The following is a 13,014-nucleotide window of genomic DNA, read 5'->3' as shown; positions in this document are numbered from 1 at the left end:
CTGGCCGAACACGGCATGGTGCGCGTGATCGGGGTCTGGAGTCCCCTCCCACAAATCCGACAAACCATCGGACTTCACCCCCCGTCCCTAACCCCCCGTCCCTCCCGTTATGTTCAAAGGCCTCGGCAACCTCGCCAACCTCGGCGAGATGATGAAGCAAGCGTCGCAGATGGGCGCGCGCGTCCAGGAAGTCCAGGAGCGGATGAAGTCGCTCCGGGTTACCGGCGAGGGGGGCGGCGGCATGGTCCAGATCGACATGACCGGCGCGCAAGAGGTGCTCGCCGTGCGGGTGGACCCCGGCCTCGTCGAACGCGGCGAGCGGGAGATGATCGAAGACCTCACCGTCGCGGCGATGAACGACGCCATCGAGAAGGCCCGCGTCCTCCATGCCGAAGCCATGCAAGAAGTGACCGGCGGCATGAACCTCCCCGGCATGAGCGACATGCTGGGCAAGCTCGGCGGAGAGCAGCAGTAGACCGATCGGGTGACATCGATGACCGGCAGCAAAAAGCCGTCGGCGAGCCGGTAGCGTGAGCTCACGGAGTGACGTGGGTACCCGCTTCCCTCCGGGCGCTCACGCTTCCGGCTCGCCGTCTAGCGTCCGCCGCCTGTGGCCGCCCACAAGCTACACTTGCAGCGACCCCGGTCGTTGACCTTACGGCCCCCCAGGCGGTATGGTACACGAGTTGCTAGGGCCGCGGCGGCGGACCTCAACGTCTACCGCCCGCCGTGGCTCTTCACACGGATCGAACACCAGCGTCGGCGTCAGGGCCTCTCCTGCGCCGGACAGGCGGCACACAAGGGCGGAACGATAATCATGCGAATGTCCTTCGGGCAATCGATGCAGATGGCGCAAAAGCAAGTGCTTGCGCCACGCATGATTCAATCCATGGAGATCCTCCAGCTGCCGATCCTCGCGCTGCAGGAACGGATCGAGCAGGAGCTGCAGGACAATCCCTGCCTCGAGCAAGTCGAGCCCGACGGCGAGGACGTCTACGAGCCCGAGCGCGTCGAGCGCGAAGAGGGCGAGCGCGAGTTGGTCGTCAAAGAGGACTCCAACAACGAGGACGATTTCGAACGCCTCGTGAACATGGCGGAGAACTTGCCGGACGACTACGAGGAACGCAGCCGGCCGTCGCAGGGCCAGATGGAGGCGGACTCCGATCGGGCGTTCGACCAGATGGCGAACATGACCGCCCGACCCGAGACGCTGTGCGACTACCTGCAGCACCAACTCTCCTGGTTCAACCTCGAAGAAGAACTCCGCCGCATGGCGGAGCGGATCATCTACAGCCTCGACACCAACGGCTATCTCAAGTCGCCGCTCGAAGAGCTGCTGCCGCCCGTCCCGCCCGACCTCAACGGCAACGCGGACGTGTACCGCAAGGCGCAGCTGGAGCTGGCGCAGAAGGCGCTGACCGTGGTGCAGCACCTCGACCCGCCGGGCGTCGGCGCGCGGTCGCTCAAGGAGTGCCTGCTGCTCCAGCTGCCGCCGGGCCACCCGTTCGAGCCGGAGATGCGTGTCCTCATCGAGAGCCATCTCGAAGACCTGCAGAACAACCGGCTCCCGCAGATCTCTAAGAAGACGGGCATGTCGCTCGACGACATCAACGAGATCTGGGAAGAGATCCGCTTGCTCAAGCCGAAGCCCGGCGCCGAGTTCGCCGAGTCATCGGTCCCCAGCGTGCGCCCCGACGTGTTCCTGGAGAAGGACGACGAGGGCAAGTACGTCGTGCGTCTCGAAGACGGCGACCTGCCGAGCCTGTACGTCTCGCCCTACTACCGCAAGCTGCTCAAGCAAGCGGCCGACGCCGACGAAGAGACGCGCGAGTACATCAAGCGCAAGATCAACTCGGCCCAGTGGCTGATCGAGGCGATCGAGCAACGCCGCAGCACGCTCAGCCGCGTGTCGCAAGCGATTGTCGATCACCAGACGCGGTTCCTCGACGAGGGGCCCGAGTCGATCGAGCCGCTGAAGATGCAGCAGATCGCCGACCGCGTTCACGTGCACGTAACGACCGTCAGCCGCGCCGTCGACGACAAGTGGATCCAAACCCCGCGCGGCATTTTCCCGCTGAAGCGGTTCTTCGTCGGCGGCACACAGAACGCCGACGGCGAGGACGTCGCCTGGGACGTGGTGCGGATCAAGCTGCAAGAGATCGTCGACAAGGAAGACAAGTCGAAGCCTCTCTCCGACGACGCCCTGGTAAAGGAGCTGGCGAAAGCCGGCATCGAAGTCGCCCGCCGCACCGTAACGAAGTACCGCAAAGCCATGGACATCCCCAGCAGCCGGCAGCGCAAGGACTGGGCGGCGGAGAAGAAGTAGTCGCAGCTGTTTTTAGCCACAGATGAACACGGATAAACGCGGATGCCTTGTACGGGCAATCTCTCCTCCTGATTGCGAAGTCTTGTAACTAGAGCAACCCAGAGTAGATGGAAGCCCTGAGCACGCATCCGTGTTCATCTGTGTCCATCTGTGGCTAAATCACTTCGGCGCCACCAATAGGCTCGCCAGAGGAACTGCGGGTTGCCTAGTACGTAGCGGCGCCAGAGGCGGCCAGGGTCGGCGATGAGGCGGGCGGCCCATTCGTGGCCGGCGCGCCGGAGCCACTCGGGGCCGCGGGCTTGTTCGCCGGCGTAGTAGTCGAACGTCGCGCCGAGGGCCCAGACGACCGGCGCGTTGAGGCGGTCGCGGTTCGTTAAGACCCAGTGCTCTTGGATCGGCGATCCCATGCCGACAAGGACGACATCGGCATTGAACGCGTTCGCAGCGTCAATCGCCGAGGCGGTCTTCTCGGGACTAGCGACGTAACCATCGTGCGAGCCGATTGGGTCGAGGCCGCCGACGAGACCGCCAATTCGGCTATCGATTTCGGCAACGGCTCGCTCAACGACACCAGGTTTTCCAGCGATCACAAAGACTCGGAGGTCCTTCTCTTTGCAGCAGCCCAACAAGTCCGGCAGCCAATCGGCGGCGGTCATGCGCGGCGGCTCGGGCAAACCTTGCAGCCGCGCGCCCCAACCAATGCCCTTGCCGTCGCAGTAGACGAGGTCGCACAACTCGTTGAGGTACTGCCGCAGCAGTGCGTCGCGCGCGGCGAGGTTGGCGACGTGGACGTTGAGATAACCCACCGTCCACCGCGCCGACTTGTCCCGCGCCGCGGCGACGACGTAGTTGAACAGCTGTCTTCGATCGACAGGATCGACGGCGAGGCCGGTGACTTCGATTCGCGGCGGTAGTTCTTGCATTGGCTAAGAATGGGACGCGGATGACGCGGATTTAAATGGATTCACGAAGATGAAAAGCAAGAACTCAATCCGTGGAAATCTCTTCTATCCGCGTCATCCGCGTCCCATTCTTCTTAATCGACTAGCCCAGTCGAGCAGTCGTTGCGATTGGACGAGGCGGTCGTACTCGGCGGGGACGCCGGTAAAGGCGTGGCGGGATTCGTCGGTGCTCGTTAAGTAACGTTCAAGCGCTGCGACAATCGCGGGTTCGTTGTCTTGGTCGGCGATGAGCGGGTCGGCGACATGCTCGCGCACTAGGCGCACCGTGGCTGAGTCTTCGGGGCCGAGCACCAGCACGGGGCGGCGCACCGCGGCGGCTTCGAAGATTTTGATTTTGATGTCTTGCGACTCGGGGCCCGTGTGCACGAGCAGCAAGTCCGCTTGCCGCGTGGCGGTGAGCGATTCCTCGTAGGGCTTCCAGCCGGCGGTGAAGATCTCGACGCGTTCAGCATCGGGCGTCGGCGGCACGGGCTGAATCACACGGCCGGCGAGCTCGAAACGGAAGCGCTGGCCCGTCTTTGCCGCAACGTTTCCGAGCGCAGCGACGAGCGCCTCCAGTGGATGCCCCTGCCAGAGCGTGCCACTGAAGAGCAGTCTCACCGGCGCCGACGGATCGCGCGGCGGAACCGGCGCGTTCAGAATCGCTTCAACGCCGGTCGCATCGAAGCCGTTCGGAACCCAGCGCCACTTGCCGCTCTCTTCGGTGCTCCAAAAGTCCACAGAGAAATCCGCGTGGCGCGAGCGCACTTTGTCGAGCGTGCTGCGGCTGACGATCGTTAGACCGTCGGCGTCGCGCAAAACCTTGGCTTCGAGTCCGCGGTTGTACGCGCGGTAGGCGGCGTTGGGGAACGGGAAGAAGACGGGGTGGAACCAGTCATCGCGGAAGTCGGCGATCCACGTCGCGCTGTCGCCGAGACGCTTTTTGATCGCCCGTCCAGCAAGGTGGACGCTGTTGTAAGGGCTCGACGTGAGCACGATTGCTGGCTCGTCGCGGATCGCCGCGAGCGCCGCGCGAAACAGCGGGCCGTTCGCCAATCGCCTTTGATCGGGCATTAGCAACCACGGCCGCAAGCGCGCCGCGAGGCCGCGCTTCTCGGACGGTGGTCCTTCGCTGACGACGGGCTTGCCGTCGCCGCCGCGGGCGAAGCGCGCGGGGTCGAAGATCGCTGGCGTGACGACCGTCGCGGGGCCGTCGTAGCTTTCGCCAGGCTGGTAGTAGGGGTCGCGCGGATGGGCCGCGGGCGTGACGATCGTCACCCGGGCGCCGGCGGCGACAAAGCCGTTCACCCAACCCAACATGCGCCGGGCGCCGGGGCCGCCGATCGGCGGGAAGTAGTGGGTGACGACGACGACGTGCACGGAGGGCGGGCTCGCACGGCAAGAGGCGGGAGGCCTCTAGCATGCGCGGGCCGCAACGCGGGGGCAACGACGCCGCGGCGAGTCCGGTGGTCCGATAGACGGTTAGTCCGTCAGAGAACTCGCAGCCGGCGCAACCCTACCGGTCTATCGGACTCCCCAGCTACCACCCTCCGTCGTCAGACCGACTCGATGTGCAACCCGCGGCTGCGCCGTTCCTTGCGTCGGGCGTCGTCGATGATGTCGGCGACCTTTGAGACCTCTTCAATTCCGGGCAGTCTTAGTTCGGGGGTGGTGACATCGCTCGAAGCGATGACGATCGTGCCGACCCCCAGCAGGCGTTCGACGGGGCCTTGGCGGTAGGTGACGTCGTCGATGTCGATCAGTTCGACGCGGTCCACCTTCCGCCAGAGGAAGCCGTCCTCGTGGATCAGTCGCTGCGTGCTGAGCCTGTAGTGGACGCTCAAGCGGCGGTAGCCGTACCACGCCGCCAGGGCGAGCCACATCACGCCGATGCCCGAAAGGACCATCAGCCAGCCGCCGCCGGGCGTGTTCATCAGAGCGGCGACGACGACCGCGGCGATGGTGACGATGGCGCCGCCGACCCACGTGCCGAGCATCGCCAGATGCGAATAGCTGCCGGCCCAGAGGGGCGCCTCGGGCTCATGGGCGCTCGATTGGCGGTCGGCCGCGGCTTGTTGAAAGCGGTCGCGGGGAGTGGCGTCGGTTGGCGTTGGGTCCGGCATCGGCATTGCTAGCTGGAACAGGGGGCGGGACGGCGGCACGTAGGCCGAGTATAGCGTTCTTGGCGCCAAAGTGGCCTTCGCCGGCGCCAGCCGGACCTTGCCCAAGAAATCCGCGGCAGAAGTGAATGACCGGCGGCGGCCCGTCGGCTATCTTCACGCCATGAGGTGCCCTTATTGCCGCAAAGACAACGACCGGGTGATCGACTCCCGGGCCAGCCAAGACGGCTTGGCGATCCGCCGCCGGCGCGAATGCGTGGCGTGCGGGCGGCGCTACACGACCTACGAACGGCCCGAAGAGACGACCATCAAGGTCATCAAGCGGGACGGCTCGCGGGCGCCCTTCGACCGCGAAAAGATCCTCCGCGGGCTCGAGCGGGCCTGCTGGAAACGGCAGATCTCGACCCACCAGATCGAGGCCACCGTCACCAACATCGAGAACGACGTCTACCAGAGCTTCGAGACCGAGGTGGAGTCTGCCGCCCTCGGCCAGCTGGTGATGGAGCACCTCCGGGAACTCGACCAAGTGGCGTTCGTCCGCTTCGCCAGCGTCTACCGCCAATTCAGCGACGCCCAAGACTTCGTGGAAGAGCTGCGGCCCTTCCTCGAGAACCCGCGGAAGACGCCGCGTTAGGGGAGGCGTTTTTTTGAAGGGGATAGGGGGATGTTGGTGATCGGGGGGATCGCAGGCGGAAGGTTAGGCCGCTTTTTGGTTCAAGCCGCACCGACGTCGTAGGTGTCATCGAGTCGCATTTTGGAGATGGACCGCCAGCCGCTCCGCGGCTGCCTGTTAATCCCCAAAGGCATCACGTTCGACAATTTGCGTCGTCCCGTCCCGCCGCATGAGGGGTTACGCCCGCTCGCTTGCGATCCCCCCTATCACCAACATCCCCCTCTCCTTTCGTAAACGACCCACCAGGACTCAGTAGACAGCCCCGGGCGGAGGATTTAGGATTTCGGGTCTGCGACATGGGGCGGTAGCTCAGTTGGGAGAGCGCTGCGTTCGCAATGCAGAGGTCGAGGGTTCGACTCCCTTCCGCTCCACTGTTTTCTTGCGAGGCTCGGCTTGGCGATGCCAAGACCTTGCTCGCTGAGGTATTCCGGGCGCGACTTCGCCTGGTTAGCGCCAGGATTTCGTTCGCTCGCAACCTAATGCTTGCCGCCGCTTGCGGCTTAGCGATTTTCTCGAGCAGCTTTACTCGAGCCGCGCCCGTCAGGAAGCGGAGCCGCTCCGCGGAGCAATGACTCCTCCCCGCTCCGCTTACCTCCACGTCCCCTTCTGTCGGCATCGCTGCGGGTACTGCAACTTCGCCGTCGTCGCCGGCCGGGATGATTTGGCCCCGGCCTATCTGCGGGCGCTTGGCGTCGAACTGGCGCAGCTCGATACACCGCGGCCCGTCGAAACGCTCTACCTCGGCGGCGGAACGCCGACACGGCTCGTGCTGCCGCTGCTCGACGAATTGCTGACCCTCGCCCGGAAATGGTTCCCGGCTGTGGAGGGCGCCGAGCCCGAGTTCACGGTCGAGGCCAACCCGGGCGACCTATCTGCGGAAGCGATCGCCCTGCTCGCCGACCGCGGCGTCACGCGCTTGAGCCTTGGCGTCCAGTCGCTCAACCCCGCGAAGCTCCGCCACCTCGAACGCGACCACACGCCCGAGGACGTTCACCGCGTCGTGCGGGCAGCGCAGGACGCGGGTCTCCACGTCGCGATCGATCTGATCTTCGCCGCGCCCGGCGAGACACTGGACGAATGGCGTGCCGACCTCGACGCGGCCGTTGCGCTCGAGCCGACGCACGCCTCAACTTACGGCCTCACGTACGAGAAGGGGACCTCCTTCTGGTCCCGGCGTTCGCACGGCGATCTTGCGGAACTCGACGATGAACTGCAGCGTTCCATGTACGAGCTGGCGATCGACCGCTTAGCGGAGCGCGGCTTTACGCACTACGAAGTCTCGAACTTCGCGCGGCCCGGTCGCCGCAGCCGCCACAACGAGGCCTACTGGACCGGCCGTGAGTGGTTCGCCGCCGGGCCCAGCGCGGCGCGCTACGTCGATGGCGTCCGTGAGACGAATCATCGCAGCACGACGACGTGGATGCGCCGCCTCGAAGCGGGCGAGTCCCCCGTCGCCGAGCGCGAACAACTGACGCCGGAGGAGAAGGCCCGCGAACGCTTGGTGTTCGGCCTTCGCCGGCTCGAAGGCGTGCGTCGCCAGGATTTCGCGACCCAGACGGGATACCAGGTCGAACAGCTCGCCGGCAAAGAGATCGAGCGGTTCACGTCACTCGGGCTGTTGAGCAGCGATGACGAGTGCGTGCGATTGACGCGCGCCGGGCTCCTGGTGAGCGACGCAATCTGGCCCGAGCTCTTGTAGGGTCCGCTGTGCGGACCGTGCGTTAGTTTCTCCACACCAGTGGATCACGCACTCCGGCTCACGGTCCAATCGTTGAGAGACTGGTTGATTGCTGTGAATCAATCGTGCGGTCCGCACAGCGGACCCTACGTAAGACGGCGAGCCGGAAGCGTTAGCGACCGGAGTAAAGCTGGTACCCGCTTACACTCCAGCAACCAACGTCACCGGCTCGCCGTTCTCACATCGGCGCCTTCGGCAGTTTTCGCACGAAGGGCGCTTCGCTTGCTGGCGGCAGGTCCTCGCCGGTCTCTTCCTGCCACATCTGGCGTTCGTCTTCGCTGGCGTAGTAACGCAGCCACGCCTCGGGGTCTTCGCCGAGGTTGGCGCAGTCCCAGTGGAGGTACGTCCCCTGGCGGTCGAGCTTCTTCTCGAACGCCGGCAGGATGTCGCGGGCGATCAGCGTGTAGAGCTGACGGTCGGTCAGATGGTCGGTGAAATCGAGCACGACGTTCTTGGTGAACAACGCTTCGACCGTTTGGGTCAGCAGCTGCGCGATCTCGTCGGGCTCGAGGCCATCGGGCTCGGGGAGCGTGAGCTTCGGATCGAACCACTCGCCGATCGGCAGCATCGGCGCCCGCTCCCAGGCGAGCATCGACTCCAGGAAGTCGTTCTCGTGGACCGTGGACATCCGCCCCGTGTCGACGATGTCGATCGACTCGTCCAACAACGGGTCGAGTTGGTCGCGCAGCTCCGCGTTGCGCAACAGGCAATCGACGGGATCGAGGTTTTGTTTCGGGGCGATCATCGCGCTTCTGCGGCGGCAGCGGGGTCGATCTGTGGCGTAGCGGTGGCTCTCGGCACAACCGCCGACGCCTGAATCTGACTTTATCAACACCCCCCAACTGCCGAAAGCAATTGGACGCCAAGAGGACACGGGATGCGCGATCGCCAATTCGCGTGACCGTCACGAACGGCAGGGTTCCGCGCCTTAGCTTGCGCAATCGCTACAACCCGACCGCCGCCAATGCTTGCGAAGAAAAAAACTCAAGTCGGGCGACCCCGGAGCGATTCGTGAGGCAGCGAACGCGAACCATCTCGGTGCGTCTGAGCTGTGGGCGGTAGCCCTCGATACGACCCTGGTACCCGGCGCGCCGTGGGCTGCCGCCTACGGCTGAAGCCCACGAAGGGGTTTGCGGCTATAGCTCCACGCCCAGTTGCCGCATTAGCAGCTTGAGGTCGTCCCAGGCGTACTTCTTCGCCGAGGGGTTGCGCAGCAGGTAGGCCGGGTGGTAGGTGCAGACCACCTTGCGGCCGGCGTGTTCGTGGACGCGGCCGCGGAGTCGGCCGATCGGCGTGTCCGTTTGCAGGAAGTTCTGGGCCGCGACGGCGCCGAGGCAGCAGATGTACTCCGGGTCGATCAGCTCGAGCTGCCGCTGCAAGTAGCCGCGGCAGTTGCGGGCCTCGTCGGGCGTCGGGTTGCGGTTCCCCGGCGGGCGGCACTTCAGCACGTTGAGGATATAGACCTCGCCGCGGCTGAGGGTGCAGGCCTCGATCATCTTGTCGAGCAGCTGCCCGGCCCGGCCGACGAAGGGCTCGCCGAGCCGGTCCTCGTCGGCGCCCGGCGCCTCACCCATGAAGCACAGCCGCGCCGTTGGGTTGCCGACGCCAAAGACGGTTTGTGTCCGCGTCGCGGCCAACTCGGGGCAAGCGGTGCAGCCCGCGACCTCCGAGCAGAGGACCTCGAGGGTGGGGGCGGCTGACGCCGCGGGGACCGGGGAGGGGGGAGGGGGGACGAGGGGCGCGCTGGTCGCCGCCGGAGGGGCGGGCGAGCCGGCGACGTTAGTCGTCGGAGGAACCCTAAGAGGGGCTGTCGGAACCGCCTCTCTCGTCGCCGTAGGGGCCTCTAGAACGCGTCCCTCACGCCGCGGCAGCAAAGTTACCCCCGCCGCCTGCAAGCTCTCCAGACGCTGCGTGAGGGCCCGTGGCGACGGCAGAGAAGGCGGCTGGTCCATGCCCCTCAGGGTACTGGCGCCAAGAGTGTCCGGCGAGCCGGGGACGTTGGTCTCCGGTGGAACCCTGGCGCCCGCTCCCCACCGACGACTAACGTCGCCGGCTCGCCTTCGCCCACTTGCTTAGGCCGCGCCAGACCAGCGCCAAATCGCCGAGGATGCGTCCTAACGAACGATTGCGCTGCCAGTGGACAAAAGTACCGACCCGGCCATCGGTGCGAAATTCAAGCCATTGATCAGCGTTCTGGATCGCGATCGCGATCCGCAAGCCAATTCGACCGACGGCGAGCCAGGGACGTTAGTCCTCGGTGGGAAGCGGGCGCCAAGGTCCCTCCGAGAGCTGAAGCGTCCCGGCTCGCACCGATGCTTTTCTGTGGGGGGGGTCGCCGGCGGTTTACCCCTTTGTCATCCCGGCGGGCGCCCCTGGGGTCGCGAACCAGCTACGATGGGGGGTCCCGCTCCCTTCCCCGCCTAACGCCTCTCCCCACCCCATGGGCATCCCCCAAGTCGCCATCGTCGGTCGGCCGAACGTCGGCAAGAGCAGCCTGCTGAACTGGCTCGCGGGGCGGCGTGTCGCCATCGTTGATGACAAGCCCGGCATCACCCGCGACCGGGTCATCTACTTGATGCACCACGACGAGCGGTTCTTCGAGCTCGTCGACACCGGCGGCATGGGCCACATGGACGCCGACGAGCTCACCGAGGACATCGAGTCCCAGATCACGCAGGCGATCGACTCGGCCGACCTGATCCTGTTCGTCGTCGATACCCGGCATGGGCTGATGACGATGGATCAGGAAGTCGCCAAACGGCTGCGGTACCTGAAGACGCCGATCCTCTGCATCGCCAACAAGACTGACGACGAGACGTTCGACCACGCCGCCGACGAGTTCGGCAAGCTCGGCCACGGGGCGCCGCTCAAGGTGAGCACCTTGCAGAACCGCGGCAAGGCGGTGCTGCTCAACCGCATCGCCGAGACGCTGCCGCCCGAGTCGGTCGACGACGTCGATCCGGGCGAGCCGGAGATGAAAGTGGCGATTGTCGGTCGCCGCAACGTCGGCAAGAGCACGTTCGTCAACACGCTCGCCGGCGCCGAGCGGATGATTGTCAGCGAGGTCCCCGGCACCACACGCGACAGCGTCGACGTGCGGTTCGAACTCGACGGCAAGGGCTTTGTTGCGATCGACACTCCCGGCGTGCGTCGCACCCGCGCACAAGCGAAGTTCGACATCGACTTCTACGGCGCCCACCGCGCGCAGCGCTCGGTCCGCCGCGCGGACGTGACGCTGCTGTTCCTCGACGCGGGCGAGCGGATCGGCAACGTCGACAAGCAGCTTGGCGACTACATCACGACGGAGTACAAGCCGTGCGTGATCGTCGTCAACAAGTGGGACAAGTACGCCGGCACGATGCCCACCGAGAAGTGGGTCCATTATATCAACGACCAACTGCCTGGCCTGCGTTACGCGCCGATCGCCTTCATCACCGGCAAGACCGGGAAAAACGTGAAGGCGCTGTTGAACCATGCGCAGATGCTCTTCAAGCAATCGCGCGAGCGTGTCGGCACGGGCGAGCTGAATCGCCTGGTGCGCGACGCGGTGAAGCGGAACCCGCCCAGCGTCTACCAGAACCGCCGGCCCAAGCTGTACTACGCGACCCAGGTGGGCGTGCAACCGCCGACGATCGTGCTGTTCTGTAGCAACCCGGCCGCGTTCCAGAAGCCGTACCTGCGTTACCTGCTGGGCCGCTTCCGCGACGAGCTGCCGTACGCCGAGACGCCGATCAAGATCTATCTCCGCAAGCGTGAGAAGAGCGACGCCCGCGACGATATCAGCGGCGACGACGACCATGGCATTGAGGTCGAGCTCTGAGACTCGGCTGCGTGTCTCGGCGAACACGTAGGTAAGCCCATAGCGTCTCGGGGAAGATCGCGGTCGTCACGCGGGCTGTGTGTGGACTAAGCTAGAGGAATGCCCCGCCCGCTCTTCGTCGCCGTTCTGCTGCTAGGCATCGCCCCACTTGCCGGCGCGATGGACACGCTCACGTTCCGCTATCGCCCCTACCCTGACGCGGACGCGGTGACGGCGACCGCCACGGGGCGGGTGCTGATGAAAGACTCGTCGGGCAACTGCTTCTTCGAGAGCGTCGACGGCGCGCGGCGGTTGATCGCGGCGGACGACGTCCTCTCCGCGTCGAGCGACGATGCGCCCTTCGCCCCGGCGACGGCCGATGAACTCGGCGAGCGATTGCTGGCGGACCTGCCGGCGGGCTTTCGATTGCACCCAACCAAGCACTACGTCATCGCCTACGACACCAGCCGCGAGTACGCCGAGTGGTCGAGCTCGCTACTGGAGGGATTGCAGAAGGCGCTAGTGCGCTATTGGAAGCGCGCGGGGATCGAACTTGAAGAACCCGAGTTCCCGCTACCAATCGTCATTCACTCAACGGCGGCGGCGTACAACGCGGCCAGCCGCGCCGAGGGCGTGCCCGCCGGCGCCGTGGGTTACTACCACATGACCACCAACCGGGTGCGGATGTACGACATCACCGGCGCGCAACAGCTCCGCGCCGGTGGCATGCGGAGCGGCTCACGGCGTGAGATCACCCGGATGCTATCGCTGCCGGCCGCCGAGCCGCTGGTCGCGACCATCGTCCACGAAGCGACCCACCAGGTCTGCTTCAATACGGGCCTGATGCAACGCTACGCCGACCTGCCGATCTGGCTCGTCGAAGGCATGGCCGCGTACTTCGAGGCGCCCGGCGCCGGCACGAGCCGCGGCTGGAGCGGCATCGGCCACGTGAATCAACGGCGTTTGCAATCGTTCCGCCGCAACCTGCCAAAGTGGAATGGCGCGTCGCTAACGAGTCTGCTGGCGTCCGACGATCGCTTGCGCGACTCGCGCACCGCTGGTGAGGCGTACGCCGACGCCTGGGCGCTCAACTACTACCTGATCAAGAAACACGGCGACGACTACGTCGCGTATGTGAAAGAGTTGAGCAAGTACAAGCCGTTCGACGGCCCGCCCGCGGATGAGTCCGACGCGGAGACCTCTCGGCAACGTCTGAAGGTGTTCACGGAGCACTTCGGCCCGCCGGCGGAACTGGAGCAGGACTTCTTACAGGTGATGTCGCGGTTGTAGGCGATATCAACCAGCACGCCTTAGCGTCCGGTTCTTGACGCTAGAGCACGGTTCACCAAACCGTCGCGTCTTAGCCGTGGGCGGCAGCCCTCGGAGTGGAGGACGGGTTGCGCTGCACTCCGAGGGC

Annotated in this window: 11 protein-coding genes and 1 tRNA gene; 7 read left to right on the top strand and 5 right to left on the bottom strand. The window is 65.5% G+C overall.

Annotated elements, in window-relative coordinates:
• Nucleotides 1-109: 109 nt before the first annotated feature.
• Both Spa11_RS01495 and rpoN read left to right on the top strand, forming a co-directional pair.
• On the top strand, nucleotides 110-475 hold the full coding sequence (locus Spa11_RS01495; protein WP_145105861.1) for a YbaB/EbfC family nucleoid-associated protein: 366 nt from the start codon (nucleotides 110-112) through the stop codon (nucleotides 473-475).
• 342 nt (nucleotides 476-817) lie between these two features.
• Nucleotides 818-2,326 (top strand): RNA polymerase factor sigma-54, encoded by a 1,509-nt coding sequence (gene rpoN / locus Spa11_RS01490; RefSeq protein WP_145105858.1) that lies wholly within the window; start codon nucleotides 818-820, stop codon nucleotides 2,324-2,326.
• Nucleotides 2,327-2,460: 134 nt separating this feature from the next.
• Here the strand turns inward: rpoN and Spa11_RS01485 are convergent, their stop codons facing one another.
• The 3 genes from Spa11_RS01485 to Spa11_RS01475 form a co-directional block, all read right to left on the bottom strand.
• Nucleotides 2,461-3,249, bottom strand: a complete 789-nt coding sequence (locus Spa11_RS01485) for a WecB/TagA/CpsF family glycosyltransferase (RefSeq protein WP_145105855.1) — start codon at nucleotides 3,247-3,249, stop codon at nucleotides 2,461-2,463.
• 93 nt (nucleotides 3,250-3,342) lie between these two features.
• A complete protein-coding gene (locus Spa11_RS01480; protein WP_145105852.1) occupies nucleotides 3,343-4,647 on the bottom strand; it encodes a glycosyltransferase in 1,305 nt (434 codons plus the stop codon).
• Between the two features lie 176 nt (nucleotides 4,648-4,823).
• Entirely contained in the window at nucleotides 4,824-5,390 is a 567-nt protein-coding gene (locus Spa11_RS01475; RefSeq protein WP_231933104.1) for a PH domain-containing protein, read from the bottom strand.
• 160 nt (nucleotides 5,391-5,550) lie between these two features.
• Here Spa11_RS01475 and nrdR point away from each other — a divergent pair, with 160 nt between their 5' ends.
• From nrdR to hemW, 3 genes are all read left to right on the top strand, one after another.
• Nucleotides 5,551-6,021, top strand: coding sequence for a transcriptional regulator NrdR (gene nrdR / locus Spa11_RS01470; RefSeq protein ID WP_145105845.1), 471 nt, complete (start codon nucleotides 5,551-5,553; stop codon nucleotides 6,019-6,021).
• A 337-nt stretch (nucleotides 6,022-6,358) separates the two neighbouring features.
• Nucleotides 6,359-6,431: transfer RNA gene (locus Spa11_RS01465), tRNA-Ala, on the top strand.
• 197 nt (nucleotides 6,432-6,628) lie between these two features.
• Nucleotides 6,629-7,759: a radical SAM family heme chaperone HemW gene (gene hemW / locus Spa11_RS01460; RefSeq protein ID WP_145105842.1), complete on the top strand. Its 1,131-nt coding sequence runs from the start codon at nucleotides 6,629-6,631 to the stop codon at nucleotides 7,757-7,759.
• A 217-nt stretch (nucleotides 7,760-7,976) separates the two neighbouring features.
• Here hemW and Spa11_RS01455 read toward each other — a convergent pair whose 3' ends face one another.
• Both Spa11_RS01455 and Spa11_RS01450 read right to left on the bottom strand, forming a co-directional pair.
• Nucleotides 7,977-8,543, bottom strand: coding sequence for a hypothetical protein (locus tag Spa11_RS01455; RefSeq protein WP_145105839.1), 567 nt, complete (start codon nucleotides 8,541-8,543; stop codon nucleotides 7,977-7,979).
• 391 nt (nucleotides 8,544-8,934) lie between these two features.
• Nucleotides 8,935-9,750, bottom strand: coding sequence for a uracil-DNA glycosylase (locus Spa11_RS01450; RefSeq protein ID WP_145105836.1), 816 nt, complete (start codon nucleotides 9,748-9,750; stop codon nucleotides 8,935-8,937).
• Nucleotides 9,751-10,238: 488 nt separating this feature from the next.
• Here Spa11_RS01450 and der point away from each other — a divergent pair, with 488 nt between their 5' ends.
• Together der and Spa11_RS01440 are read left to right on the top strand one after the other, a co-directional pair.
• Nucleotides 10,239-11,618, top strand: coding sequence for a ribosome biogenesis GTPase Der (gene der / locus Spa11_RS01445; RefSeq protein WP_145105833.1), 1,380 nt, complete (start codon nucleotides 10,239-10,241; stop codon nucleotides 11,616-11,618).
• A gap of 99 nt (nucleotides 11,619-11,717) precedes the next feature.
• On the top strand, nucleotides 11,718-12,887 hold the full coding sequence (locus Spa11_RS01440) for a DUF1570 domain-containing protein (protein WP_145105830.1): 1,170 nt from the start codon (nucleotides 11,718-11,720) through the stop codon (nucleotides 12,885-12,887).
• The last annotated feature ends 127 nt before the right edge of the window (nucleotides 12,888-13,014 follow it).

This window comes from Botrimarina mediterranea, from assembly GCF_007753265.1.
In the GTDB taxonomy this organism is placed as follows: Bacteria; Planctomycetota; Planctomycetia; order Pirellulales; family Lacipirellulaceae; genus Botrimarina; species Botrimarina mediterranea.
The sequence above is the reverse complement of the archived record's forward strand: the minus strand, read 5'-3'. Positions and strand labels throughout refer to the sequence as shown.